This window comes from Erwinia sp. 1181_3 (genome assembly GCF_052824965.1).
Window position 1 is genome coordinate 505913 of sequence record NZ_VTDE01000003.1, and the last position, 26144, is coordinate 532056.

Consider the following 26144-nt stretch of genomic DNA (forward strand, 5'->3'; position numbering starts at 1 on the left):
AATGAAAAAACATCATCTCACAGGCGTGCTATTCACTCTGCTGTTGAGCGTTCTGGCATTCAATTCCCATGCAGGGAACTCAGTGCTCATCTGGCCGATCGACCCCAAAATCAGTCAGAACGATAAAGCCACCGAACTGTGGCTGGAAAACCGCGGTGCCAGCACCACGCTAATGCAGGTGCGCGTATTTGGCTGGCAGCAGGTTAATGGTCAGGAGCAATATCAGACCCAGCAACAGGTGGCTGCCAGCCCGCCGATGGTGCGCATTGAACCGGGTAAACGCCAGCTGGTGCGTCTGATTAAGCAAACGCCGCCCGCCGCCGGTCAGGAAGCCGCTTATCGGGTCATTCTGGATGAAATCCCTACGCCAAAAGCACCGGGTGAAGACCAGACCGGAGTGACGCTCCAGATGCGCTATTCCGTACCATTATTTGTCTACGGCAGCGGCCTTGATCCATCGACCGCCCGCCCTGACCTCAGTTGGCGGCTGGTCAATCGCGAAGGAAAACAGGCGCTTGAAATCACTAATCGTGGTAACGCTCATGCGCGCTTAAGTAATGTCGAACTAGGGGGGAAAAAACTCGCCGGAAGCCTGCTGGGCTATGTACTGGCCAATGCCAGTAACACTTTCCCGCTGAGCAGCCCCGCCTCAGAACGTGCCGAAATCAGTGCACAACTGGAGCAAAATCAGACCTGGCGTAGCACCAGTTCCGCCGCCAGGCGATGACCAGACGCTGCCTGGTGCCGGGACGGCACCGCACTCTGATCGTGACCGGCCTGCTGACCTGCCTGTCTTCTGTGACATGCAGTGCTGAAACCTATACCTCACTGCCACCCCCGCCCGCTGCCAGCGCCGGAGGCCAGGCAGATCAGCCACAAAGCTATATGCTGGGGTTGGTGGTCAATGATGAGGATCGCGGCATGGTGGTGCCAGTGCAGTTTCGTGATGGGCATTATCTTTTGCGTGCCGCCGATCTTCAGCAGGCTGGCATCCCGAGCGCGCAAATCAACTCATCAATTATGGATGTCTCCGCTATGGATCGGGTCAAAGCGGAGTATGACCGCCAGCGCCAGCGTATCCTGATCAATGTACCGCCCGAATGGCTTCCCGAGCAGACCTTTACGGGCACCACGCATAACGGCCCCCGTTATGAAGGACGTAGCAGCAGCGGTGCGCTGTTAAATTATGACCTGTATGTCAGTCAGTCGACTGGCGGGGGTTCACGTCTGTCAGCGACAAATGAGCTGCGCCTGTTTGGCGGTTACGGCCAGTTTGTCAGCAATGGCGTTTACCAGCAGCAGCTCTCCGGCCAGACCAGCTATCTGGAAAATGGCTATATTCGTTATGACACCCACTGGTCGAATCAAAATGAAGAAAATGCCCTGGACTGGCAGGTCGGTGATCTGATCAGCGACTCGCTGGCGTGGAGTAGCAGCGTCCGCCTCGGCGGTATTCAGCTGTCGCGCGATTTCTCATTGCGTCCGGATTTGGTCACGTATCCTCTGCCCTCATTTTCCGGCCAGGCCGCCGTCCCCTCTACTGTTGATCTCTTCGTCAATGGCTATAAAACCAGCAGTAATGACGTGCAGCCCGGCCCTTACTCATTGACGAATATGCCGTTTGTTAACGGCGCAGGGAATGCAGTGGTGGTCACGACCGATGCTCAGGGGCGGCGGGTCAGTACCACGCTACCGTTTTATGTCGCCAGTAACCTGTTGAAAAGTGGGCTGTCTGATTACTCTTTCTCCGCCGGGGCCCTGCGCCAGAACTACGGGGTGAAAAATTTTGATTACGGTTCAGCGGCGACCAGCGGTTCTTATCGCTACGGGCTGATCGACTGGCTGACGTTGGAAAGCCATGCCGAAGCTGCGCCGTCACTGGCACTGGGCGGCGCGGGTGTACAACTCAAACTGGGGGCATACGGCGTGGTTAACGGGGCGGTCAGCCAGAGCCAGATGCAGGGAGAGAGCGGCAGGCAGTACAGCTGGGGCTATCAGTACAGCACCAATCGTTTTAGCGTGGGTATGCAACAGACCAAACGCACCACCGGTTTTGGTAACCTCGCCCTGTATGCCGACCGTGAGAACTACAGCGACAACATCGAATACAACACGCTCAGCCGCCGTAGCGCACAGTACAATGCCAGCGTGTCGCTGGATCAGTTCGGTAGCCTGGGTGCAGCACTGATTGATATCACCAGCGGCAGCGGCGAACGAACCCGATTGCTGAATCTGTCGTGGAGCCGGACTCTGTGGGGAAACTCCAGCCTGTATGTCTCCGCCAGTCGCGACCAGCAGCAAGGCGACTGGTCCGGTGCGATTGGCCTGATGATCCCCTTCAGCGATATGACCAGCGCCAGCATCAGCGTAGAGCGTAATCAGCAGGGCGGCGCTTCAGAGCGTCTCAGCCTGTCACACTCCATGCCGACCGATGGCGGTTTTGCGTGGGATGCCTCGGTCGCCAATCAGAGCGATGGGGGCAACTACCGTCAGGGCACCCTGCGCTGGCGTAACCAGAAAATGGAAACCTCAGCAGGCTTCTACGGCAATGACAATTACAGCACTCAATATGGTGATTTATCCGGTTCCCTGGTGCTGATGGACGGCGGCGTGTTTGCCGCTAACCAGGTGACGGATGCCTTTGTGCTGGTGAAAACGGATTACCCGGATATCAATGTGCGTTTTGAAAACCAGCTGATGGGCAAGACTGACAAAAAAGGCTACCTGCTGGTGCCCAGAGTCAGCTCCTATTATCCGGCAAGATACGATATCGACACCCTCGATCTTCCGGCCGATATGACCAGCAGCAGCGTCGAGCAGCGGCTCGTAGTGAAGCGCCAGAGCGGCTATCTGCTGCATTTCCCCATTGAGCCGTTGCGTGCGGCCAGCGTGATCCTGCATGACCAGAACGGTGAGGCGCTGCCGCTCTCCAGCGAGATCACTCGTCAGGGTCAGCAGACGGAGTATGTTGGCTGGGACGGTATTGTCTGGATGGAAAATCTGGCAACCCGCAATGCCATCCATGTACGAACCCCGGATGGACGCACCTGTGACACGGAACTGACCGTCTCCGGTGGACGGCCTAAATCACTGACCACCTACGGCCCGCTGGTTTGCACGCTGCCGCCGTTACCTTCAGGAAAGACACCATGAGAAAACTGTTATTGCTGTGCAGCGCCATCCTGCTGATGGGGAGCACATTGCCTGCGCTGGCAGCCTGTACCACGCCCACGGTGACGGCCAACTTTGGCCCCGTCAGCTCGTTTACCGTGAATACGGGCATTAGCACCGTAACACAAAATATTACCGTTAACTGCGGTGCCGGGGTGCTGGCGCTGCTGAGCAGCGACACCGTTAAGCTCCAGTTGACCGGTGCCACGACCGGCTCAATCATTGGTAATCGGGGCGCAATGAAACAGGGTACGGATCTGATCCCGATACAGCTCTGTTACGACGCTGCCTGCACTACCAGCGAGCTGACCATCAATGGTGCAACCTACACCCTGTCTCGATCTCAACTGCTGGGCCTGAATATTGGCGGCGGCGGTCAGGTGATATTTAACATTCCCCTTTACCTGCGTACCGTTCCTGGCGCGGTGGTCGCGGAGGGGAGCTATACCGTCACGCTGGCGGTCACGGTCAATTACGATGTCTGTACGGGCATTGGTGCGCTGGGTCTCTGCTTGCTGGGTTCACAGCAAACCGGCAGCAGCACGCAGTCTATTGTCGTGAATATCGCAATATCCAAAGACTGCACAACGATCACCGCGCCCAACGTCAACTTTAGCAGCGCCCCCCTGGTCAGCCAGTTCAACCCCATCAGTCAGACGCTCAACGTGATCTGCACCAAAGGCAGCACCTACAGCGTCGGCATGAGCAACGGCCTGCATGCCGTGGGTACGCAGCGCTATATGACCAGCGCCGCGGGTGGCCAGCTGGCGTATGAGATTTATAAAGGATCGGGTACCACCCGCTGGGGAAGCAGTGTGGCGGCTGACCGGGTACAGAGCACTGCCGGCATCGCCAGTACGGATGGTCTCACCCGTACCTTTAGCTACAATGCGCAGGTGTTGTCCAGCCAGGCGACGCCTGTCGCTGGGACGTATAATGATACGGTGACGGTGGATTTATCGTTTTGAAGTCAAGGCCCTTAAACCGGTGAGTCACACTAACCTAAGTGATTCCCACCCGTCACACCATGCACCTCTGCCGTGACATAACTTGATTCCTGCGAAGCCAGATAAACATAAATCGGTGCCAGCTCCGCAGGCTGCCCTGCCCGCTTCATCGGCGTCTGCTGACCAAATTCCGGGATCTTATCCTGCGTCTGCCCGCCCGCTATCTGCAACGCCGTCCAAATGGGGCCCGGTGCCACACAGTTCACCCGAATACCTTTATCGATAATCTGCTTCGCCAGCGCCCGGGTATACGCGAGGATCGCCGCCTTGGTGGACGCATAATCCAGCAGATGCGCACTCGGCTGATAGGCCTGAATGGATGACGTAGTAATGATGCTGCCGCCCGCCGGCATATGGGGGATGGCCGCCTGTGTGATCCAGTAAAGCGCGAAAACGTTGGTCTCATACGTCTTGCGGAACTGCTCGGTGGTGAGGTCGGCAATGTGCTCTACCGCCACCTGTTTACCGGCGACCAGCGCCAGGATGTCCAGGCCCCCCAGCAGCTCCCGGGCGTCTTCAACCAGCTTTTTACTGAAGGCTTCATTACTGATGTCTCCCGGCAGCAGCACGGCTTTACGTCCGGCCTGCTCAACCAGCCTGGCGACTTCTTCGGCATCGCGCTGTTCATCCGGCAAATAAGAGAGCGCCACGTCAGCGCCTTCACGGGCATAGGCAATGGCAGCCGCACGGCCAATACCGGAGTCGGCACCGGTCACCAGCGCCTTGCGCCCTTTCAGACGTTCACTGCCACGATAGCTGTTTTCACCGCAGTCCGGCCGTGGGCGCATATCGGCCTGCACGCCCGGTGCAGGTTGACGCTGTTTCGGATACTCAGTGGCGGGATACTGGGTGAGAGGATTCTGCATTTCATATTGGTCTGCCATGGTTCCTCCGGCTGTTGATAACAGTTTTATTCATCAATAAGGCTAGTCATCGCTCAGAGCATGTCGAGGTCGGAAACAGTAAAAATCAGTCATCCTGTTGATATACGGTACGAAAAAAAGGAATGAACAATGCGATCAAATATAACCAAATGTGAATATTCATTGAAGGTTGCTCATGGAGGGTTCAGAAAAATGTACAGATTTTAAACTTTACGTCCTCTGTTAATTTTTGATTACCAATGTAAATAAATTGTAAATTAACAGAGTGATCACCATCACATACATGACCGCCTTGGCAGGATAAAAACGAGAGAAACACAAAAAGGATGCAGTCATGGCGATAACCCCCCAGCTCAATACATCGCGGCAAGGCGGTGCGAAAACAATCTTCAACGTTACCAGCGGTAACTTCCTCGAAATGTACGATTTCATGGTGTTTGGCTACTACGCCACCGCCATTGCCAAAACCTTCTTCCCCGGGGATGACCCCTTCGCCTCGCTAATGCTGACGCTGATGACCTTTGGCGCAGGTTTTCTGATGCGTCCGCTGGGGGCAATTATCCTCGGCGCGTACATTGACCAGCACGGACGCCGTAAGGGGTTACTGCTCACGCTCGGGCTAATGGCGATCGGTACACTGACCATTGCGGTCGTCCCGGGCTACAGCACCCTCGGCATGGCTGCACCGATCCTGATCCTGCTGGGGCGTCTGCTCCAGGGGTTCTCGGCCGGGGTCGAACTGGGCGGCGTGTCGGTGTATCTGTCAGAGATCGCGCCAAAGGGCAAAAAAGGCTTCTACGTCAGCTGGCAATCTGGCAGTCAGCAGATTGCGGTGATCTTCGCGGCACTACTGGGCCTGCTGCTTAACCATCTGCTGGATAAAGGCCAGGTGACCGAATGGGGCTGGCGCATTCCCTTCGTCATCGGCTGTATGATTGTGCCGTTCCTGTTCTGGATCCGCCGGATGCTGGAGGAGACAGAAGCCTTTAGCCAGCGTAAACATCACCCGACGATGCGTCAGATTATGCACTCGGTCGGCAGTAACTGGGCGCTGATCCTCGCCGGCATGCTGATGGTGGTCACCACCACGGTGATGTTCTATATGATCACCGCGTTTACCCCTACGTTCGGCAAAACAGTGCTGATGATGAGCGACAGAGAGAGCTTCTTTGTCACACTGTGCGTTGGGATCTCCAATCTGATCTGGCTGCCAGTAATGGGTTCCCTCTCTGACCGTTACGGTCGCCGCCCGCTGTTACTGCTGTTTACCGTGCTGATGATCCTGACCGCCTGGCCGGTGCTGCACTGGCTGGTCGGCTCGCCCAGCCTCACCCATCTGCTGGAAGCGGAACTGTGGCTCTCCTTCCTGTATGGCAGCTATAACGGGGCCATGGTGGTGTATCTGACGGAGGTGATGCCGGCTGAAGTGCGGGCGACGGGGTTCTCCCTGGCGTATAGCCTGGCGACTGCGCTGTTTGGCGGTTTTACACCCGCGATATGCAGCTATCTGATTCATGTTACCGGAGATAAAGCGATGCCGGGCGTATGGCTGACGATTGCCGCGCTATGCGGGCTGGCAGGCTCGTTGATGATTAAGCGGTTGGTGAAGCAGTATCAGGTACGGCGTCTGAAAGAGCCGGCGATTCAGGTATAAACGAAAGGGGCGACCAGAAATGGTCGCCCCTGCGAGATTATTTACTGACGGTTTCCATGCCCATCAGGCCAATCTTCAGATACCCGGCCTGGCGCAGTTTATCCATCACGCCCATCAGGGTTTCATAATCGACCGACTTATCCGCCTGGAAGAAAATGGTCGTGTCTTTCTTGCCTTCAGTCTGCTTAATCAGCGTATCGACCAGCGTTTCCTGCGTCACGGCATCATTACCGATAAACAGCTGACGGTCGGCTTTGATCGACAGATACACCGGTTTTTCAGGACGCGGCTGCGGCGAACTGGTGGACGCAGGCAGATTGACGCGCACGTCAACGGTGGCCAGTGGCGCGGCGACCATAAAGATAATCAGCAGCACCAGCATGACGTCGATAAACGGCGTCACGTTGATTTCGTGCATTTCACCGTTGCTATCGAGATCTTCGTTTAATCGCATTGCCATAATGCTTAACCTACCCGCAGTTTCTGCGCAGACTGAACGCGATGTGCACCTTCGCTGGCAGCGAGGTCAAGGTCGCGGCTCTGCAACAGCAGAACCTGTGCCGCCACATCGCCCAGTGAGGCTTTGTAGCTGCCGATCATACGGGCAAAGACGTTATAGATCACTACAGCAGGGATCGCCGCAACCAGACCGATAGCGGTAGCCAACAGCGCTTCAGCAATGCCGGGAGCAACAACAGCCAGGTTGGTGGTCTGCGTTTTTGCAATGCCGATGAAGCTGTTCATGATGCCCCAGACCGTACCGAACAGACCGACAAACGGGGCAATCGCACCAATGGTTGCGAGGAAGCCGTTACCACGACCGGCATGACGGCTGAAAGCCGCAACGCGACGCTCAAGGCGGAAACCGGTACGCTCTTTGATGCCGGTGTTGTCGTCAGAACCGGCTGACAGTTCCAGCTCGTTTTCCGCTTCTTTCACCAACAGCGTGCTGAGACTGTGGCCTTTAAAGCTCTCACACACCTGAGAGGCTTCTTCCAGTGAACGTACATTCGCCAGCAACTGCTGCTCACGTTTCAGACGCTTACGCGCAGCGCTCAGCTCAATGCTTTTGCTGAAGAAAATAGCCCAGGTGACAACGGACGCCAACAGAAGGCCAATCATCACCGCTTTAACCACGATGTCTGCATGCTGATACATGCCCCAGACGGACAGGTCCATCTGCATCAAATCATTTGTCACGCTGTGTCTCCAACGTCAATTGCTGATAGCGAAAAATTCTATCGCGGATCATACCAAAACAGCGGGGAATTGATAGTAGTTCTCATTACTATTTACAACTTTCTGGACGTTTTATGCTCGTTTCGTTGATTACCGGAACCGACTTTCGCACTGATGGTGAATTTTCATCACTTATGCGCCTGTCGAATTTCCCCTGAACGGCTACCGTGTTAACGTTAAAAAAAGGGTAAAAATGACACAGGATTTTTATGAGCAGCGAAAAAATTGAAACGGCACTGATTCGTGCCGGACGTAGCAAACGTTATACCCAGGGATCCGTAAACACAGTGATTCAGCGGGCTTCTTCGCTAGTATTCGATACGGTCGCCGACAAAAAACGGGCCACTGCCGGGCGGGCAGACGGCGAGCTGTTTTACGGGCGCCGTGGCACCCTGACCCACTTTTCATTGCAGGAAGCGATGACCGAACTGGAAGGCGGTGCCGGTTGTGCACTCTACCCTTGCGGCGCAGCAGCGGTAGCCAATGCCATTCTCGCCTTTGTTTCCGCCGGGGATAATGTGCTGATGAGCGGCAGCGTCTATGAGCCAACGCAGGATTTCTGCACTAAAATTCTCAGTAAAATGAATGTGAGCACCACCTGGTTTGATCACACCATCGGCAGCGAGATCGCCGAAAAGGTGCAGCCCAATACGCGCGTGGTGTTTCTGGAGTCTCCGGCGTCGATCACCATGGAAGTACAGGATGTTCCGGCGATCGTTGCGGCAATCCGCAGCAAAGCCCCCGACGCAATCATTATGATCGACAACACCTGGGGCGCAGGCATTTTGTTCCGCGCACTGGATTTTGGCGTAGATATCTCCATTCAGGCGGGCACCAAATATCTGATTGGTCATTCCGATGCGATGATTGGCACCGCCGTCGCTAATGCACGCTGCTGGGAACAGCTGCGGGAAAACTCCTATCTGATGGGGCAAATGGTCGATGCCGATACGGCTTATATGGCCAGCCGTGGCCTGCGCACCCTGGCGGTGCGTCTGCGCCAGCATGAAGAGAGCAGCCTGCGCGTGGCGCACTGGCTGGCAGAGCGTCCTGAAGTGGCGGTGGTCAATCACCCGGCGCTGCCGCAGTGCAAAGGTCATGCTTTCTGGAAGCGTGATTTCACTGGCAGCAGCGGCCTGTTCTCCTTTGTGCTGAAGGAAAAACTGAGTCATACGCAGCTGGCACATTACCTCGACCACTTCACTCACTTCAGTATGGCGTACTCCTGGGGCGGCTATGAGTCGTTGATTCTGGCTAACCAGCCGGAAGAACTCGCGGCGATCCGTCCGGCGGGCGGTGTGGATTTCACCGGTACGCTGGTACGCCTGCATATAGGACTGGAAAACGTGGACGATTTGATTGATGACCTGGCCGCCGGTTTTGCCCGCCTGAGCCGCTGAATCCCCGAAACCTCAACAATTGATCAATGGCGTCTCGGGTTCGCGCCTTTGATCAAGGTGTTGGCACTCATTTACAGTTACACTAAGCAACGAAGTTTCGATAGCCAGAATAATGGGTGTTTTCTATAGCCAACGAGCTGGCGCTACAGCAAGGCGCCAGGTATGAAGGCGAAGCGGTCACGGGATAAAGAATGAGTGTACTACACGAGATTGTTCAGGCGCTCTGGCATCAGGATTTTGCCGCGCTGGCCAATCCGGATGTAATTTGGATCGTTTACGGGATTATGTTCCTGACGTTGTTCTTAGAAAATGGCCTGTTGCCCGCCGCATTTTTGCCGGGTGACAGCCTGCTGCTGCTGGCAGGTGCCATGATCGCCAAAGGCGTGATGACATTTATTCCGACGCTGCTGATTCTGACCACGGCCGCCAGTCTGGGCTGCTGGCTGGGCTATATTCAGGGACGCTGGCTGGGGAATACCCGGCTGGTCAAAGGCTGGTTACTGCATCTGCCCGCACAGTATCATCAACGCGCATGGCATCTGTTTAATCGTCACGGTCTGATGGCGTTACTGGTAGGGCGTTTTCTGGCCTTCGTGCGCACAATTCTGCCAACGCTGGCGGGGATTTCGGGCCTGAAAAACGGCCGTTTTCAGCTATTCAACTGGCTGAGTGGCCTGCTATGGGTCACGATTCTGGTGGGCTTTGGCTACAGTATCAGTCAGGTGCCGTTTATTAAACGCCATGAAGATCAGGTGATGGCCTGCCTGATGGTTCTGCCGCTGGTGATGCTCTCGATTGGTTTAGTCGGCAGTATTGCGCTGGTCGTGAAAGGCAAAAAAGCCCGGTAAGACCGGGCTTTTTGATCAACGGGGCAACAGCGGTTGCTCTTCCCCGTCATAGTGCGTTTTACAGCTGTTCTGCCGTCTTTTCAACCAGCGCCAGCAGGGTTTTAATATCCTGCAAGGTGACCGTTGGGTTCAGTAACGTCATCTTCAGGCAGGTTACCCCGTCCGATTCCGTCACACCCACGTTGGCACGGCCCGAATCCAGCAAGGCATCACCAATTTTCTGGTTGATCAGTGCAATCGCCGCGTCATCGGCAGTCGCCAGCGACGCCGGACGATAGCGGAACAATACGCTCGCCAGCTGTGGCTGCATCACCAGCTCCAGTGATGGCTGCTCAGTGACATACTGCGCCACGTCTTGTGCCAGCGTCACACCGTGATCGATGATTTCAGCGTACTGCTGCTGACCTAATGCTTCCAGCCCCATCCACAGTTTTAACGCATCAAAACGGCGCGTGGTCTGCAAGGATTTGGACACCAGATTCGGCACGCCCTGCGCTTCGTCGAACTCTGAGTTCAGGTAAGCCGCCTGGTAACGCATCAGCTCATAGTGACGGGCTTCTTTCAACAGGAACGCCCCGCAGCTGATGGTCTGGAAGAACTGCTTGTGGAAGTCCAGGGTAATGGAATCCACCAGCTCAATGCCGTCCAGGTAGTCGCGGTATTTCTCCGACAGCAACAGCGCGCCGCCCCATGCCGCATCCACGTGCACCCAGATTTTATGCTGTGCCGCCAGTTCAGCAATCGCCCGCAGCGGGTCGATAGCGCCCGCATCGGTGGTGCCTGCTGTCGCCACAATCGCCAGAATCTGTTCGCCATTAGCCTGCGCCTGCGCGACTTTCTCAGCTAAGTCGTTGATGTCCATCCGCGCAAAGCGGTCGGTTTTCACCAGCGTCACGGAGCGGTAACCCAGCCCCATCAGCGCCATATTTTTCTGCACGGAGAAGTGGGCGTTCTCAGAACACAGCACTTTGATCTTGCTCAGGTCGCCTGGCAGGCCATCCTGCTGAACAGAGTGGCCCCTGGCGGCAAAGAAAGCATCACGTGCCAGCATCAGGCCCATCAGATTGCTTTGGGTGCCGCCACTGGTGAAGACGCCCGCATCCCCCGCCTGATAGCCTACCTGAGTACGCAGCCATTCAATCAGCTTCATCTCAATGATGGTGGCTGACGGGCTTTGATCCCAGGAGTCCATGCTCTGGTTGGTGGCGTTGATCAGGACTTCAGCCGCCTGGCTCACCACCAGGCTTGGGCAATGAAGGTGAGCGACGCACTGTGGGTGATGCACCGACAGGCTGTCTTTTAAGAAGAACTCAACCGCACGCTCAATGGCGGCCTGGTTGCCCAGACCCTGAGAAGTAAAGTCCAGTTGGATACGTTCACGCAGCTCAGCAACACTTTTACCCTGATACATCTCAGGCTGCTGCAGCCACTGCACGACGGCTTCACTGGTCTGTTTGATCGCTTGCTGGTACGCATCGGTGCTTTGCACCGATGCGGCCAGAATCGGGTTTAACCGGGACATCAACTTACTCCAGTTAAGACTGTTTAACGCCAGCAGACAGCAGGGCGTGTTCAAATTTATCCAGGAAAATACCCAGCTCTTCCTGGGTGATCAACAGGGATGGCAACAGACGCAGCACACAACCGTTACGCCCACCACGCTCCAGGATCAGACCGTTTTCGAAGCATTTTTTCTGGATCAGCGCAGACAGATCGCCATCAGCCGGGTAGCAACCCATATGATCTGGCGCTTCCTGCGGCTTCACGAATTCGATACCGATCATCAGGCCCAGGCCACGAATATGGCCGATGGCCGGATAACGTGTTTGCAGCTCAGCCAGTTTGCCTTTCAGCCACTCGCCCTGCTGCGCCACTTTATCGGCAACATTGTTGTTTTTCAGGATCTTCAGCGTGGTCAGGCCGGTTGCCATCGCCAGCTGGTTGCCACGGAAGGTGCCGGTGTGGTGGCCAGGAGACCAGGCATCGAATTTCTTCTTAATGCCCAACACCGCCAGTGGCAGACCGCCGCCGACCGCTTTAGACATCACGATAATGTCCGGCTGAATGCCCGCGTGTTCGAAGGCGAAGAATTTACCGGTACGGGCAAAGCCAGCCTGAACTTCATCGATGATCAGCAGAATACCGTGCTCTTCGGTCACTTTACGGATGCGTTGCAGCCACTCAACCGGCGCCGGGTTCACCCCGCCTTCGCCCTGCACCGCTTCCAGGATCACGGCAGCAGGTTTGCGCACGCCGCTCTCAACGTCGTTGATCAGGTTTTCGAAGTAGTAAGTTAATGCTTTTACGCCAGCATCACCGCCAATGCCCAGCGGGCAGCGGTACAGATGTGGGTAAGGCATAAACTGCACTTCTGGCATCATGCCATCGACGGCTTCTTTCGGTGACAGGTTACCCGTCACAGACAGTGCGCCGTGGGTCATACCGTGATAGCCACCGGAGAAGCTGATCACACCGGCACGACCGGTGACTTTTTTCGCCAGCTTCAGCGCAGCTTCTACCGCATCCGCACCGGAAGGACCTGTGAACTGCAGGCAGTACTCTTTACCTTGCTCTGGCAGTAATGACAGCAGGTATTCTGAGAACTGATCTTTCAACGGCGTGGTCAGGTCTAGAGTATGTAACGGCAAGCCGCTGGTAATGACATTCTGGATGCTCTGTAAAACGTCCGGATGGTTATGTCCAAGGGCCAGCGTTCCCGCGCCGGCAAGGCAGTCAAGATATTGATTATTCTCAACATCTGTAATCCAAACACCCTGAGCTTTCGCAATTGCAAACGGCAATTTGCGCGGATAGCTCCTTACATTAGATTCAAACTCGGCCTGTCTGGCCAAATAGGTCTCATTGTTTCCATCAAAAGATTTGGCATCTAAAGCATCAATACGGACTTTATCCGTCATCATATCTCTCCTACAACCGGGGGTGTCAGTCACGCCGCAGTTGAATTAATTGAATTAAAGTAAATGGGTACCCTGCATAAAACGCGGCCAATATATGGCTTTTTAACCATCTTCTCAATAATTTATTTTATTTAGATTTTCTTACTATTTATCAATACGTTGTTGTTTTTTTGGCCCGTAAACCTTTGATATAATGCCCCCTGCCGGATCTGACGGCTATCCCACCTGGCGCATCCGCATCATTTCTTCCCCTGGCGTGACGCCAAAATAGCGCTTAAATTCGCGTGAAAACTGCGACGGACTCTCATATCCCACCTTAATGGCGGCCACGCTGGCCTTCATGCCTTCCTGCAACATCATCATGCGCGCCTGGTGCAGGCGATAGCTTTTCAGATACTGCAACGGTGAGGTGCTGGTGACCGCTTTGAAGTTATGATGAAACGCAGACACACTCATATTGGCTTCGGCGGCCAGCAGGTCCACGCTCAGGCTGTCGGTAAAATGGTGCTCAATACGCCGTAAGGCACGGGCAATCTGGCTGAACTGCGTCTGCCGGCTGACCAGCGCCAGCAGCGCGCCGCCGCACGGTCCTTGCAGGACGTGATAGAGAATTTCCCGCACTATCTGCGGCCCCAACACGCGGGCATCGCGCGGGTGGCTCATCACATCCAGCAGGCGCTCGGTGGCGCACAGCATCTCTTCCGTCAGCAGCGCGGAGTGGATTCCGCGCGTTTGCGGTTCCGGATGGAAGCCATCGTCTTCACCGATATCAATCAGCAGATCCTGTAGCTTCAGCGCATCTACGCGCAGTGACAATCCCGCCAGCGGCAGCTCCGGCGTCGCAAAGGTTTCGCATTCAAACGGCAGCGGGACGGTCAGCATCAGATATTTGGTGGCGTCATACTGGAACTCGCTGTTACCGAGGTAACCCGTTTTCTGCCCCTGAAACAGGATCACAATGGCGGGCTGGTACATCACCGGCTGACGTGCCCAGTAGCGATCGGCGTACATTAGCGTGATGCCCGGCACCGGAGCCAGTCGTTCTTTATCGCCCGTCACCAGGCCGATGACCTGTTGCGCCAGTCGGGCGCAGATTGCCTGTCGATCCATTATTGCTCCCCATTTACCGAAAGAAACCCGGCGCTATCATCGCCCGCACATTGCCATTTCTCCAGCCTTTTGGAGAATCAGGCAAGAAACAGGCAGGAATGTGCATTGAGCCAACAGCACCTTGTGGTGACAATTGAAGCGACTCTTCAGACAATGCCCCACTCACCAGGACTGTCATCGATGAATAATTTTTTACTGCATACTCCCACCCGTATTCTGTTTGGTCAGGGGCAGATCGCCCATTTAGCCGCTGAAATTCCTGCTGACAGCAAAGTGCTGATCACCTTCGGCGGCGGCAGCGTGAAGAAAAATGGCGTGATGGATCAGGTGTACAGTGCGCTTGAAGGCTTTGACGTACGGGAATTTGGCGGTATTGAACCGAACCCCAGCTTCGAAACACTGATGCAGGCCGTTGACGTGGTTAAACGTGAAAACATCACCTTCCTGCTGGCGGTGGGCGGCGGTTCGGTGCTGGACGGCACTAAATTTATCGCCGCTGCTGCTTTCTACCCGCAAGATCCGTGGCACATCCTGCAAACCGGCGGCGCGGAGATCCATAAAGCGCTGCCGATTGGTTCGGTGCTCACACTGCCTGCAACCGGATCGGAATCGAACCGCAGCGCGGTGATCACCCGCCGTTCCACCCACGACAAACAGGCATTTCGCAATAATCATGTGTTCCCGCGCTTCGCCGTACTCGACCCGGTGTACACCTACAGCCTTCCTCGGCGCCAGATTGCCAACGGCGTGGTCGATGCCTTTGTGCATACCATCGAGCAGTACCTGACTTATCCGGTCGATGCCCGGGTGCAGGATCGTTTTGCCGAAGGCCTGCTGCTGACGCTGGTGGAAGAAGGCCCGAAAGCCCTGGCCGAGCCGGAAAATTACGCGGTGCGCGCCAATGTGATGTGGAGCGCCACCATGGCCCTGAATGGCCTGATTGGTGCCGGGGTGCCGCAGGACTGGGCGACCCATATGCTCGGCCACGAACTGACCGCGCTGCACGGGCTGGATCATGCACAGACACTGGCAATTGTGCTGCCTTCGTTGATGAACATTAAGCGTGATACCAAGCGTGAGAAACTGTTGCAGTTCGCCGCCCGCATCTGGGGCCTGCACGATGGCAGTGATGATCAACGTATCGATGGCGCGATTGCCGCCACCCGCAGCTTCTTCGAGCAGATGGGTGTACCGACGCGCTTTAGCGACTACCAGCTCGACGGTTCTTCCATTCCGCAACTGCTCAAGAAACTGGAAGAAAAAGGCCTGACCGCGCTGGGTGAACACCAGGACATCACGCTGGACGTCAGCCGTCAGATTTATCTGGATGCCCGTTAATCCCCTCCCGTTGTCTGTGTATCAACTAGACTTAGAGCCATCAACCGGTGCCCGCGCACCGGTTCACTCGCTGATAAGGAGATAACATGGCAGATCAACCAATCATTAAACTGCACGATGGCAATATGATGCCGCAGCTCGGACTGGGTGTCTGGCAGGCCAGCATTGATGAGGCTCGGGCCGCCGCCGTTAAGGCGTTATCCGTGGGTTATCGTTCCATTGATACCGCTGCAATTTATAAAAATGAGGAAGGCATTGGCCAGGCATTACAGGAAACCGATGTCGCCCGCGATGATATCTTCGTGACCACCAAACTGTGGAATGACGATCAGCTCAACGCCCCACAGGCGCTGGAAACCAGCCTGAAAAAATTGCAGCTGGAGAGCGTCGATCTCTATCTGATGCACTGGCCTTGCCCGGGGAAGAACAACTTTGTTGCGGCCTGGCAGGCGATGATTGAGCTGCAAAAGCAGGGGCTGACCAAAAGTATTGGCGTATGTAATTTCAACGAGCCACACCTGAAGCGCCTGCTGGATGAGACAGGGGTCAGCCCGGTGATTAACCAGGTTGAACTGCACCCGATGCTGCAACAGCGCACCCTGCATGCGTGGAATGCGCTGCATCAGATTCAGACCGAATCCTGGAGCCCGCTGGCACAGGGCGGTAAAGGCGTATTCGATCAGGATGTGATTAAACAGCTGGCGAAAAAGTACGACAAAACCCCGGCGCAGATTGTCATCCGCTGGCATCTGGACAGTGGGCTGGTGGTGATCCCGAAATCGGTCACGCCGTCGCGTATTGAGGAGAATTTCAAGGTGTTCGATTTCCGCCTGCAAAAAACGGAGATCAGTGAGATTGCCGCGCTGGATCAGGGTAATCGACTGGGGCCGGACCCGGATGAATTGAATTAGTATTCCGTCATTTCGTATTATCTGTCACGGGCGAGGCATGCCTCGCCCCTACAAAAGCGCGAAACGTTAAAAACTACCTTGCCCGACCTGAACGGCGGGATTCACCGCCAGCTGCCCCGCCGTGCCACGATCCGCCATCTCCAGCGTCTGGCTGTAATAGGTAAACGGGAAATGCTCTGATGATGCCTGAGTAAAGGAGACAAACAGCTCGACGTCGCCATCCACCCACAGTGTATCTTTCCAGCCGCGATCTTCTGCCATCGGCTGTGCGCCATTCACGCTCTTGATCAGGAACATCACGCCCTGAATATGGAACGACTGCGGCATATCAGCATGAATAACCCAGCGCTCAAAACTGCCCTGCTGTGCCTGCACGTCAATGCGCGTCATATCCCACAGCGCGCCGTTAATGCCGGGCATTGAATCCCCCAAACGGAACTCGCGCGTGCGGCTGACAGCACCCTCGATCATCTGATCGGCCAGCAGACGCATCGGTAAGTTATCCGTCACTAACGGCAGCAGCCCGGTCGGGCGCAGGGTCAGGATCAGCGTTGAGGTCAGAATCGAAGAGGGTTCAAAGAAACCGCGCAGACGGTCGACAATCCCGGCGGCTTCCCCGGCGGTAATCGAGACTTCATCGCCCTGGGACATATCAACAAGGATTTCACGTCGTTCGCCAGGCGCCAGCGACAGCTGTTCAACCGCTACGGGTGCGGGCAGGAAGCCCTGATCGCTGGCAATCACATTAAACGGGCGGCTGTCACTCATGCGCAGCTGATAGCGGCGAGCGTTAGAAGCATTCAGCAGACGCAAACGCACCCAGCCTCGGGAGACTTCGAGAAACGGATTCTGTACGCCATTCACCAACAGCGTATCGCCAATAAACCCGCCATTACCCGGTGGGTCATACTCCGGTGCACCAAAATTATCCAGCCGCTTGTCCTGAATAATCAGTGGAAAATCGTCCACGCCGTAGTGATTGGGGATAGGTAAGGACTTACTCACTTCATCCTCGACCAGCCACATCCCGGCCAGGCCGTTGTAGACGTGCGGAGCCATGCGATTAGGCGTGTTGGCATGATACCAGCAGGTGGAGGCCGCCTGACGGATCGGCACCACCGGCGCCCAGTCAACACCCGGCGACATCATACGCGCCGCGCCGCCCATCAGCACCCCCGGCACCTGCAGGCCGCTCACCGTCATCGACACCGGTTCATTCAGACGGTTGCTGTAGATCAGCTTGACGTCATCCCCGTTCCAGACGCGTACCGTTGGGCCAAGATAGAGACCATTCATTCCCCATACCGGCACTTTATTGCTGCCGTTAAAGGCCCAATGGCTGCGTTGCAACGTCAGGAACAGCGGCTGCCCACGACGTGACTCGATCAATGGCGGGACCGGTAACGGATTGCCCTGCCCGGCACCCGCAGCACGGGCACGTAAGGGAAGAGTAGAAGCACAGAGGGCAATGCCTGAGGCTTGAATAAACTGACGACGACTGAAGGACATACCCACTCCGTAAGTCAAAACGGCCGCCGCAGCGACGCTATTCCATTTTTTATCATTATGCGCGGGCTGTGTTTCCGCGTGATGTGCTGTCGTAAAGAGAGGACAGCGTGGCCGGATCACCGGCCACTCCGTTAATTTATAGCTTACCTGACGCTTCGCGTGCAGCGACTTCGGCATTTAACTCATCCAGCTTCGCCGACATCAGTTCACGACAGTGTGTCGCCAGCTTGCGCACGGACTGCTCGGCAAAGGCCTGGGTATCAACCGGCGGCAGCATTTCAACAATCGCCAGCCCGTTCTTCAACCGGTTCAGTTCGATTTTGCCGTGAATATTCGACACCACGATCGGAATAATGGGCACACCAGCCGCAACCGCCGCATGGAAGGCACCCGTCTTGAATGGCAGCAGGCCACGACCGCGGCTGCGTGTCCCTTCCGGGAACATCAGGAAGGAGATCCTTTTACGTTTAAACTGATCCACCAGTTCACCAATAGTACCGTGTGCTTTGGCGCGGTTATCACGGTCAATCAGCAGGTTACCTGTCAGCCAGTAGAGCAGACCAAAGAAAGGCACCCACAGCAGGCTGCGCTTACCGACAGTGACCGTTGTTGGCTGCACCATGCTGGCCGCCGTGATCATGTCGTAATTGTTCTGATGGTTACAGATATAAATCGCGTTCGGGTAGTTTTCAGCGCCCTCTGGCTTGCGCAGCTCCACCTTCAGACCGAATATCGGTGCCAGACGACCAAACAGATGACCAAAGGTAGCAACATGGCGCGGATCGCGCGGCCTGAACAGACAACAGTAGATACAGCCAAACACACACAACAGGATCGAATACATCACCACGATGATGATACGTAGAAGAGAAAGCATCACTACCTCGTTTTTACTTACAGGTCACACACCGGACAGGTCCATGCGCACTCATGCTTATTATATTTTTTGGGAAATAATCGCCGAGCTGGCCCGTCAATGACGATCGGGCCAGACGAGCGAATTACTCCTCGCTGTCATCCGTTGGGGCTGCACGCACCGGGCCGTCAACGTCGACCCGATCAATGCGCTGCAAGCCACGCGGCAACAGCGTGCCACGACGCCCACGCTCGGCACGGAACTTTTGCAGATCGGCCGCTTTCAGCGTCAGCTTACGTTTACCCACATGCAGCGTAATATCACTTTGTGGTGTCAGCAACAGCAACCAGGCCAGTTTATCCTCACCGGAGGCTGCCTGAGCCGACGGGATGGAGACAATTTTATTCCCCTTCCCTTTCGACAGCTGCGGCAGGTCACCCACCGGGAACATCAACATACGTCCGGCAGCAGTAATGGCCAGCAGCAGATCGTCATTGCTGTGGATCGCCATTGGCGTCATCACTTTGGCATTTGACGGCAGGGTCAGCAGCGCTTTACCGGCACGGTTACGTGACACCAGGTCGCTAAAGGTACAGACGAAACCATAGCCCGCATCGGACGCCATCAGCAGTTTCTGATCGTCCTCCTCCATCAGCACCTGTTCAATAACGGCGCCCGGTGGCGGTGTCAGTTTACCCGTCAGCGGCTCACCCTGACCACGCGCCGATGGCAGTGTGATCGGATCGAGCGCATAGCTGCGCCCGGTGGAGTCGATAAAGGCCACCGGCTGGTTACTCTTGCCACGAGCGGCAGCACGGAAGCTGTCACCCGCTTTGTAGCTGAGGCCCGTTGGGTCAATATCATGGCCTTTGGCGCTGCGCACCCAGCCGCTTTGTGACAGGACGATCGTCACGGGTTCGGACGGCACCAGCTCACTTTCGCTGATGGCTTTTGCTTCTTCGCGCTCACGCAGCGGTGAACGACGATCATCGCCATACGCATCGCTGTCTGCCTGCAACTCTTTCTTCAGCAGGGTATTCATTTTGCGTTCAGAGGCCAGAAGCCCTTGCAGATAGGCCTGCTCTTTTTCCAGCTCATCCTGCTCCCCGCGAATTTTCATCTCTTCCAGTTTGGCGAGATGGCGGAGTTTCAGCTCGAGGATGGATTCAGCCTGGATTTCAGTGATGTCGAAACGCGACATTAATACCGGCTTCGGTTCATCTTCCGTACGAATGATATGGATGACGTCGTCGATATTGAGGAACGCCACCAGCAAACCAGCAAGGATATGCAGACGTTTCTGCACTTTTTCCAGACGGAAATTCAGACGGCGGCGCACCGTATCACGACGGAACACCAGCCATTCATTGAGAATTTCCAGCAGGTTTTTCACCGCCGGACGGTTATCCAGGCCGATCATGTTCAGGTTAATGCGGTAGCTGCGTTCAAGATCGGTGGTCGCAAACAGGTGGTTCATCACCTGTTCCATATCCACACGGTTGGAACGCGGCACAATCACCAGACGCGTCGGGTTTTCGTGGTTCGATTCATCGCGCAGATCTTCGACCATCGGCAGCTTTTTGTTACGCATCTGCGCAGCAATCTGCTCCAGTACGCGCGCGCCGGATACCTGATGCGGCAGCGCCGTAATCACCACGTCACCGTCTTCTTTCTTCCATACCGCACGCATACGCACCGAGCCACGACCGCTCTGGTAGATTTTACGTATTTCGTTGCGCGGGGTAATGATCTCCGCTTCCGTCGGATAATCCGGCCCCTGAACGATATCGAGCAGGTCATCCAGCGTGGTTTTCGGGCTGTCGATCAGTGTAATGGCAGCTTTGGCGACTTCACGCAGGTTATGCGGTGGAATGTCGGTTGCCATGCCCACGGCAATCCCGGTGGTGCCATTGAGCAAAATGTTCGGCAGGCGCGCCGGCAGCATCGACGGTTCCTGCATGGTGCCGTCAAAGTTGGGTACGTAGTCAACGGTGCCCTGCCCGAGCTCGCCCAGCAGCACTTCGGCATACTTTGACAAACGTGACTCGGTGTAACGCATCGCGGCGAAAGATTTGGGATCGTCCGGTGCCCCCCAGTTCCCCTGGCCATCAACCAGCGGGTAACGGTAGGAGAACGGCTGCGCCATCAACACCATCGCTTCATAGCAGGCGCTGTCACCGTGCGGATGGTATTTACCCAGCACATCACCGACGGTACGAGCAGATTTTTTGAACTTAGCGTTGTTGCTCAATCCCAGTTCTGACATCGCATACACAATGCGGCGCTGAACGGGCTTGAGGCCATCGCCAATATAAGGAAGCGCACGATCCATGATGACGTACATGGAGTAGTTAAGGTACGCATTCTCAGTAAAGGTATGCAGGGCAAGGCGCTCTGCACCATCCTGCGTCAGATCAGTCATTATTCTCTTTTCCTCACATCGCGGCGCGTTAAGGGCCTGCCAACTCCGCACCACACAGCGGTAAGTTTGGCGAGGATAGTACCTTATCTGATAAGGGTCTGTCACAGGGATCAATGGTTCAGCACGAGTGACAGCAACAAATTGTCCTGCACTAAGGGAGAAATGAATATTCCCCAGCCCGGAGGAATAAAACTAATAATATGAGAACAAGATCACACTTATTCACCCATTCATTAATGTGATCCCTCTCCCAAATAATAATCCCGCATTCTGCTGTTTTAATTTTGTCCCGCACAGGGACACGCTTTAGTATTGCCCACATCCCCGACAGCAACTAGATTTAATCTCACTCAGTCAGCACAAGATAAATCCGACCCGAAAGGGTGAATAATTAAAACATAATACCCAAAGTCATTGACGTAACAGCACGACAGCAAACACCGCTGGCATGTCAAATATCAAGGGGATTCAAGGGTGATCTGATGCAACTACTAACCTCTCGACAACACAAATTGCTGAAGTATCTTCTGCAACATCAGGAGTATGTTCCGGTTAAAAATATGGCCAGCCTGCTGGCCGTGTCAGAAAAAACGGTACATCGCGATATCCAGTTTATCGAAACACTGTTAACCGAGTGGAATATCACTACAGATAAAAAGGTTGGCATTGGTATTATGCTGATTGCCGATGACAGCCAGCGTTTAATGCTGCTGGAGCAACTGATAACACCAGAAGAAGGCGGTGCTGAGGCGCTGGCCAATAATTCACGCCGGGTAAAAATTGCGTCTCAACTTCTGAGCGATACCCCGCGGGAAACCTCCATCAGCAAGCTGTCTGAACGCTACTTCATCAGTAGCGCCTCTATCGTCAATGACCTGAAGATCATTGAAAGCTGGATTGCCCCACTCGGCCTGGCACTGGTCCGCAGTCAGAGCGGTACGCATATTGAAGGCAGCGAAAATCATATTCGCCAGGCGATGGCCTCACTGATTAATGATGTAATGAATTTCCAGGACCCGGGGACGGTCAATCATTCACGTCTGGATCCCGGAAGTTATAAAGCCCTGACGCACTATTTTGGTGAAGAGGATGTGCTGTTTGTTCAGCAAATCCTGGAGCAGATGGAACGCCAGTTAACCTATCCCCTGGGTGAACCTTATTATATTAATCTTTTCACCCATATTTTAATTATGATGCACCGCATGGCGCTGGGTAACCCGCTTATTCTGAGCGAAGAAAACATCAGCCAAAAACCGGACGAAATTATTTTCGCTATCGCACAGGAAATGATTAATCAGGTTGAAATCAGAATTAATAATCAACTACCTTGTGATGAAGTCTGGTTTGTTTATCAATATATCATTTCCTCTGGCATTGTGGTCGAGGAAAATGAGGATAACCCTCCGTTGTATTGTCAGTTATCCAATAGTGAGTCGCGCCATTTAACGCTGGATTTAATCGCCACCTTTTCTGCCGTGATTAATATTGACCTGAGCAGCGACCGTCTGCTGCATGAAGGGTTGCTGGTGCATATTAAGCCGTTACTTAACCGACTTAAATATCAAATACGCATCCGCAATCCGTTACTGGAAGATATAAAAAAAGAGCTGGCCGATATTTATCAGTTGACCGGACATGCAGTGTCGCAACTGTGCCAGCGCTTTAAATTACCGGAGATTGCCGATGATGAAGTGGGTTATCTGACCGTGCATTTTCAGGCGGCACTGGAGCGCCAGATTGCTCACAAACGCATCCTGATTGTCTGTTCAAGCGGTGTGGGCACGTCGCACCTGCTGAAGAGCCGCATTCTGCGCGCCTTCCCTGACTGGGTCATCGCTGGCGTCGTCTCGGCCAGCACCATGAACCAGTGTTGCCAGCAGCAGGATATTGAACTGGTGATCTCCACGATTCATCTGGCCGACCAGCCGCTTCCGGTGGTCTACGTGTCGGCCTTTTTTAACGACGACGATATTAAACGCGTCACCGAGAAGGTCATCGCCAGCAAATTGATGCAGGCATCCGATCGTATCAAGGCACCCGAACACGCCTTTTCAACTTGCTCTTAAGAGGTCTGCAAATGGATATCAATAAAATTCTCAGCGCCCGGCGCGTCAAATTAAACATGAACGCCAGCACGAAAGATGAAGCGATACGCGAACTGACCGATTTGCTGTATGAGGACGGTGCCCTGACCTCGAAAGAGGACTTTATTCACGACGTCTGGTTACGTGAAGCCGAAGGCTCGACCGGATTCGAGAATCATATTGCTATTCCACACGGCAAGTCGCTGGCAGTAAAACAGACCACGCTGGCGATTGGCCGGACCCGCGCCGATATTCCGTGGGAAACGCTCGATGGCAGTGAAGTGCGCTGCATTATTTTATTTGCGGTCCGTATGGAAGATCAAAACACCACACATATTCGTCTGTTGTCTCAGGTGGCCTGTGCCCTGGCGGATGATGATGTGATTGCCCAACTGTTACAAGAGCAGGATGCAGACAGCATTATCCAACTGTTCAGCCAGTACGCGGAAACAGACCTCTGTTAACACTGAAGACGAGGCTTACCATGAAAATTGTTTGTGTGGCCGCCTGCACGGCAGGCATCGCGCATACCTACATCGCGCGCGAAAAACTGATTAAGGGCGCGAAAGCGCTCAACTTCGACATCCTGGTGGAAACCCAGGGCACCATCGGCACCGAGAATGCCCTGAATGCGGCAGACATTGCCGCGGCTGACGTAGTGATCCTGGCCGTCGATATCAAAATCAACGGCGAGGAGCGTTTTAAAGGTAAACCGGTGGTGCGGGTGAAAACCGATGTCGTGATCAAATCCCCGGTGAAGTTCCTGGAAAAAGTGGCCGATTCGTTAGCACGTGCCTGAGCACTCTCACGGGGAAATCACGATGAACACTCAATCAAACAAACTGGGGCAAGAGATTAAGGGGCATCTGCTGACCGGTATCTCATGGATGATCCCGTTGATCGTCGCCGCCGGGATCTGCATTGCGCTAGGCCAGGTGATCGGCGGCCCGGACGTCGGTAAACAGACCGGCAGCGTGGCCTGGATGCTGAATCAGATCGGCGGCTGGGGAATGGGGCTGATCGTGCCGCTGATTTCTGCGGCGATCGCCTGGTCAATTGCCGATCGCCCCGGCTTTGCACCCGGTCTGATCGTGGGTTTTATCTGCGGCCAGATCGGCACCGGGTTTATCGGCGGCATTCTCGGCGGCTTCCTGGTGGGCTACACCGTGCTGCTGCTGAAACGCAGCATCAGGCTGCCCACGTCTATGCAGGGGCTGATGCCGGTGATGATCCTGCCGGTGCTCAGTACCGTGATCGCCGGGTTGCTGATGATGACGTTCATCGGCCAGCCGATCATCTGGTTGCAGAAAGCGCTGATCCATCTGCTGGAGTCGATGCAGGGCGGATCGAAGTTCCTGATGGGAGCGATCCTTGGTGCCATGGCCACCTTTGACTTCGGCGGGCCGGTGAATAAAACCATGTCCCTGTTTGCTGACGGCATGCTGGTTGATGGCATCTATGGCCCGGAAGCGGTGAAGTTTGTCGGCTCAATGATCCCGCCGTTTGGTATCACCCTCTCCTTCCTGCTGACGCGCAATAAATACACCCGCGCAGAAAAAGAGGCCCTGAAAGCCGCCTTCCCGATGGGCATCTGCATGATCACCGAAGGGGTGATCCCCATTGCCGCCCGTGACCTGTTCCGTGTGGTTGGCAGCTGTGTGGTGGCCTCCGCCATCGCAGGCGGGCTGATTATGGTCTGGGGCGTAGAGGCGCCTGTGCCGCACGGCGGGATGTTTGTGGTGCCGCTGTTTACCAAACCCGTGATGTTCTGCCTGGCCCTGGGGATCGGCACGGTGATCTGCGGCGTGATGCTGTCAGTCATTAAGAAACGCGTGACCGAAGCGGATGAAGAGTTTAACGATGTCGACGATGGCAGCATGCGCGACGAAGACATTAAATTCACCCTGGAATAAGGAGTTGTTATGTACGCCTCAATGAAAGCCGTGATTGCCGATGCCTTTCAGCGACAGTACGCGGTCTTAGCCATTAACTGCTTCAATCTGGAGAGCGCCCGTGCGGCCATCAGCGCCGCCAGCGCACAGCGCGCCCCGATTATCCTGAATATCTATCAGGGGCACTGCGAACACTTCCCACCAGCAGTCGCGCTGCCGCTGGTCAGGGCGCTGGCAGAGCAGGCCAACGTGCCGGTGGCCCTCAGTCTTGACCACGGCCGTGACTTTACGCTGATTGGTCAGTGCTTCCGCGCCGGGTTTACCGGGCTGATGATTGACGCCTCCGCTTTTCCGCTGGAGGAGAACATCCGCCAGACTCAGCAGGTGGTACAGATGGCCCACACTGCAGGGGTTTGCGTGGAGGGCGAGCTGGGCCATATTGCTGATGCGCCGGTCTATGACCTGCAGGATGCCAGCGTGAAGATGACCCAGGTGGCCGATGTGATGCCGTTTATCGCACAGACCGATATTGACCTGCTGGCGGTATCCGTCGGTACGGCACACGGCATCTATCCGCCGGGTGTGACACCCGCGATTGATTTCACCCGGCTGGAGGAGCTGCATCGCGCTTCACCGTTACCGCTGGCCCTGCATGGCGGCAGCGGCACCAAAGCGGAAGATATTCGCCGCGTCAGCCAGCATGGTGTGGCAAAGATTAACGTTGGTGCGGCGGTGTTTGAAGCCGGAAAAAGCGCACTGCAACAAGCCTTAAAACAGCACCCTAAGGCGGAGCTGCCCGATCTGATGGCGGTGATGGAATCCGCCTGTCGCGAAGTCGTTACTGAGTATCTCAACTGGTCTGGCGCCGTGGGTAAAGCGTAACGCCCGATCCGATTCCGTT

The 26144-nt window shown here is 55.3% G+C and carries 22 protein-coding genes; 13 read left to right on the forward strand and 9 right to left on the reverse strand.

Annotation, left to right across the window (positions count from 1 at the left end; genetic code table 11):
* The first annotated feature begins 1 nt into the window (after nt 1).
* From FY046_RS10800 to FY046_RS10810, 3 genes are read left to right on the forward strand one after another with little or no spacing between them, the layout of a single operon-like run.
* Nucleotides 2-727: a fimbrial biogenesis chaperone gene (locus FY046_RS10800; RefSeq protein WP_133843785.1), complete on the forward strand. Its 726-nt coding sequence runs from the start codon at nt 2-4 to the stop codon at nt 725-727.
* Entirely contained in the window at nt 724-3153 is a 2430-nt protein-coding gene (locus FY046_RS10805; RefSeq protein ID WP_446186035.1) for a fimbria/pilus outer membrane usher protein, read from the forward strand. Before FY046_RS10800 ends, FY046_RS10805 begins: the two co-directional genes overlap by 4 nt.
* Entirely contained in the window at nt 3150-4139 is a 990-nt protein-coding gene (locus FY046_RS10810) for a Csu type fimbrial protein (protein ID WP_339455576.1), read from the forward strand. The genes FY046_RS10805 and FY046_RS10810 overlap by 4 nt, the downstream gene beginning before the upstream one ends.
* A 29-nt stretch (nt 4140-4168) precedes the next feature.
* On the opposite strand, the gene FY046_RS10815 is transcribed toward FY046_RS10810, so the two are convergent.
* On the reverse strand, nt 4169-5062 hold the full coding sequence (locus FY046_RS10815; protein ID WP_446186036.1) for an SDR family oxidoreductase: 894 nt from the start codon (nt 5060-5062) through the stop codon (nt 4169-4171).
* Between the two features lie 334 nt (nt 5063-5396).
* Here FY046_RS10815 and tcuC point away from each other — a divergent pair, with 334 nt between their 5' ends.
* Complete coding sequence (gene tcuC / locus FY046_RS10820; protein ID WP_421506441.1) at nt 5397-6716, forward strand: MFS transporter; 1320 nt, start codon at nt 5397-5399, stop codon at nt 6714-6716.
* Between the two features lie 37 nt (nt 6717-6753).
* Here the strand turns inward: tcuC and exbD are convergent, their stop codons facing one another.
* Complete coding sequence (gene exbD / locus FY046_RS10825) at nt 6754-7176, reverse strand: TonB system transport protein ExbD (protein ID WP_133843795.1); 423 nt, start codon at nt 7174-7176, stop codon at nt 6754-6756.
* 5 nt (nt 7177-7181) lie between these two features.
* Complete coding sequence (exbB, locus tag FY046_RS10830; protein WP_446186037.1) at nt 7182-7916, reverse strand: tol-pal system-associated acyl-CoA thioesterase; 735 nt, start codon at nt 7914-7916, stop codon at nt 7182-7184.
* A 248-nt stretch (nt 7917-8164) separates the two neighbouring features.
* On the opposite strand from exbB, the gene metC reads away from it, so the two are divergent.
* A complete protein-coding gene (gene metC / locus FY046_RS10835) occupies nt 8165-9355 on the forward strand; it encodes a cystathionine beta-lyase (RefSeq protein ID WP_133843799.1) in 1191 nt (396 codons plus the stop codon).
* 191 nt (nt 9356-9546) lie between these two features.
* Complete coding sequence (locus tag FY046_RS10840) at nt 9547-10203, forward strand: DedA family protein (protein ID WP_133843801.1); 657 nt, start codon at nt 9547-9549, stop codon at nt 10201-10203.
* 58 nt (nt 10204-10261) lie between these two features.
* On the opposite strand, the gene FY046_RS10845 is transcribed toward FY046_RS10840, so the two are convergent.
* The 3 genes from FY046_RS10845 to FY046_RS10855 form a co-directional block, all read right to left on the reverse strand.
* On the reverse strand, nt 10262-11725 hold the full coding sequence (locus FY046_RS10845; RefSeq protein ID WP_212813692.1) for a pyridoxal phosphate-dependent decarboxylase family protein: 1464 nt from the start codon (nt 11723-11725) through the stop codon (nt 10262-10264).
* 13 nt (nt 11726-11738) lie between these two features.
* Nucleotides 11739-13121, reverse strand: a complete 1383-nt coding sequence (locus FY046_RS10850) for a diaminobutyrate--2-oxoglutarate transaminase (protein WP_133844234.1) — start codon at nt 13119-13121, stop codon at nt 11739-11741.
* Nucleotides 13122-13337: 216 nt separating this feature from the next.
* Nucleotides 13338-14231 (reverse strand): AraC family transcriptional regulator, encoded by an 894-nt coding sequence (locus FY046_RS10855; RefSeq protein ID WP_133843805.1) that lies wholly within the window; start codon nt 14229-14231, stop codon nt 13338-13340.
* A 180-nt stretch (nt 14232-14411) separates the two neighbouring features.
* On the opposite strand from FY046_RS10855, the gene yqhD reads away from it, so the two are divergent.
* Together yqhD and dkgA are read left to right on the forward strand one after the other, a co-directional pair.
* Entirely contained in the window at nt 14412-15569 is a 1158-nt protein-coding gene (yqhD, locus tag FY046_RS10860; RefSeq protein ID WP_446186038.1) for an alcohol dehydrogenase, read from the forward strand.
* An 86-nt stretch (nt 15570-15655) separates the two neighbouring features.
* A complete protein-coding gene (gene dkgA / locus FY046_RS10865; protein ID WP_133843809.1) occupies nt 15656-16480 on the forward strand; it encodes a 2,5-didehydrogluconate reductase DkgA in 825 nt (274 codons plus the stop codon).
* Nucleotides 16481-16546: 66 nt separating this feature from the next.
* Here dkgA and ftsP read toward each other — a convergent pair whose 3' ends face one another.
* The 3 genes from ftsP to parC all read right to left on the reverse strand — a co-directional run bounded on the left by ftsP (nt 16547) and on the right by parC (nt 21267).
* Complete coding sequence (ftsP, locus tag FY046_RS10870; protein WP_133843811.1) at nt 16547-17989, reverse strand: cell division protein FtsP; 1443 nt, start codon at nt 17987-17989, stop codon at nt 16547-16549.
* Nucleotides 17990-18125: 136 nt separating this feature from the next.
* Complete coding sequence (locus FY046_RS10875; RefSeq protein ID WP_133843813.1) at nt 18126-18866, reverse strand: 1-acylglycerol-3-phosphate O-acyltransferase; 741 nt, start codon at nt 18864-18866, stop codon at nt 18126-18128.
* Nucleotides 18867-18990: 124 nt separating this feature from the next.
* Nucleotides 18991-21267 carry a DNA topoisomerase IV subunit A gene (gene parC / locus FY046_RS10880; protein ID WP_133843815.1) on the reverse strand — a complete coding sequence of 759 codons (2277 nt, stop codon included), beginning with the start codon at nt 21265-21267 and terminating at the stop codon, nt 18991-18993.
* Between the two features lie 482 nt (nt 21268-21749).
* Between parC and FY046_RS10885 the strand changes: the two genes are divergently transcribed.
* Genes FY046_RS10885 through FY046_RS10905 form a run of 5 tightly spaced genes read left to right on the forward strand, consistent with a single transcriptional unit; the run spans nt 21750 to nt 26125 of the window.
* The gene (locus tag FY046_RS10885; RefSeq protein ID WP_133843817.1) at nt 21750-23333 is read left to right on the forward strand and encodes a BglG family transcription antiterminator; all 1584 of its coding nucleotides are present in this window, start codon (nt 21750-21752) and stop codon (nt 23331-23333) included.
* A gap of 11 nt (nt 23334-23344) precedes the next feature.
* Complete coding sequence (locus FY046_RS10890) at nt 23345-23815, forward strand: PTS sugar transporter subunit IIA (protein WP_133843819.1); 471 nt, start codon at nt 23345-23347, stop codon at nt 23813-23815.
* Nucleotides 23816-23835: 20 nt separating this feature from the next.
* Complete coding sequence (locus FY046_RS10895) at nt 23836-24150, forward strand: PTS fructose transporter subunit IIB (RefSeq protein WP_133843821.1); 315 nt, start codon at nt 23836-23838, stop codon at nt 24148-24150.
* 22 nt (nt 24151-24172) lie between these two features.
* A complete protein-coding gene (locus FY046_RS10900) occupies nt 24173-25264 on the forward strand; it encodes a PTS fructose transporter subunit IIC (protein ID WP_133843823.1) in 1092 nt (363 codons plus the stop codon).
* A 9-nt stretch (nt 25265-25273) separates the two neighbouring features.
* Nucleotides 25274-26125 carry a class II fructose-bisphosphate aldolase gene (locus tag FY046_RS10905; RefSeq protein WP_133843826.1) on the forward strand — a complete coding sequence of 284 codons (852 nt, stop codon included), beginning with the start codon at nt 25274-25276 and terminating at the stop codon, nt 26123-26125.
* Nucleotides 26126-26144 lie beyond the last annotated feature (19 nt).

What these genes read in the sequence shown, in the direction of transcription:
- FY046_RS10800 (WP_133843785.1), top strand. Translation starts at nt 2, where the DNA reads ATGAAAAAACATCATCTCACAGGCGTGCTATTCACTCTGCTGTTGAGC.
- FY046_RS10805 (WP_446186035.1), top strand. Translation starts at nt 724, where the DNA reads ATGACCAGACGCTGCCTGGTGCCGGGACGGCACCGCACTCTGATCGTG.
- FY046_RS10810 (WP_339455576.1), top strand. Translation starts at nt 3,150, where the DNA reads ATGAGAAAACTGTTATTGCTGTGCAGCGCCATCCTGCTGATGGGGAGC.
- FY046_RS10815 (WP_446186036.1), bottom strand. Translation starts at nt 5,062, where the DNA reads ATGGCAGACCAATATGAAATGCAGAATCCTCTCACCCAGTATCCCGCC.
- tcuC (WP_421506441.1), top strand. Translation starts at nt 5,397, where the DNA reads ATGGCGATAACCCCCCAGCTCAATACATCGCGGCAAGGCGGTGCGAAA.
- exbD (WP_133843795.1), bottom strand. Translation starts at nt 7,176, where the DNA reads ATGGCAATGCGATTAAACGAAGATCTCGATAGCAACGGTGAAATGCAC.
- metC (WP_133843799.1), top strand. Translation starts at nt 8,165, where the DNA reads ATGAGCAGCGAAAAAATTGAAACGGCACTGATTCGTGCCGGACGTAGC.
- FY046_RS10840 (WP_133843801.1), top strand. Translation starts at nt 9,547, where the DNA reads ATGAGTGTACTACACGAGATTGTTCAGGCGCTCTGGCATCAGGATTTT.
- FY046_RS10845 (WP_212813692.1), bottom strand. Translation starts at nt 11,725, where the DNA reads ATGTCCCGGTTAAACCCGATTCTGGCCGCATCGGTGCAAAGCACCGAT.
- FY046_RS10850 (WP_133844234.1), bottom strand. Translation starts at nt 13,121, where the DNA reads ATGACGGATAAAGTCCGTATTGATGCTTTAGATGCCAAATCTTTTGAT.
- FY046_RS10855 (WP_133843805.1), bottom strand. Translation starts at nt 14,231, where the DNA reads ATGGATCGACAGGCAATCTGCGCCCGACTGGCGCAACAGGTCATCGGC.
- yqhD (WP_446186038.1), top strand. Translation starts at nt 14,412, where the DNA reads ATGAATAATTTTTTACTGCATACTCCCACCCGTATTCTGTTTGGTCAG.
- dkgA (WP_133843809.1), top strand. Translation starts at nt 15,656, where the DNA reads ATGGCAGATCAACCAATCATTAAACTGCACGATGGCAATATGATGCCG.
- ftsP (WP_133843811.1), bottom strand. Translation starts at nt 17,989, where the DNA reads ATGTCCTTCAGTCGTCGTCAGTTTATTCAAGCCTCAGGCATTGCCCTC.
- FY046_RS10875 (WP_133843813.1), bottom strand. Translation starts at nt 18,866, where the DNA reads ATGCTTTCTCTTCTACGTATCATCATCGTGGTGATGTATTCGATCCTG.
- parC (WP_133843815.1), bottom strand. Translation starts at nt 21,267, where the DNA reads ATGACTGATCTGACGCAGGATGGTGCAGAGCGCCTTGCCCTGCATACC.
- FY046_RS10885 (WP_133843817.1), top strand. Translation starts at nt 21,750, where the DNA reads ATGCAACTACTAACCTCTCGACAACACAAATTGCTGAAGTATCTTCTG.
- FY046_RS10890 (WP_133843819.1), top strand. Translation starts at nt 23,345, where the DNA reads ATGGATATCAATAAAATTCTCAGCGCCCGGCGCGTCAAATTAAACATG.
- FY046_RS10895 (WP_133843821.1), top strand. Translation starts at nt 23,836, where the DNA reads ATGAAAATTGTTTGTGTGGCCGCCTGCACGGCAGGCATCGCGCATACC.
- FY046_RS10900 (WP_133843823.1), top strand. Translation starts at nt 24,173, where the DNA reads ATGAACACTCAATCAAACAAACTGGGGCAAGAGATTAAGGGGCATCTG.
- FY046_RS10905 (WP_133843826.1), top strand. Translation starts at nt 25,274, where the DNA reads ATGTACGCCTCAATGAAAGCCGTGATTGCCGATGCCTTTCAGCGACAG.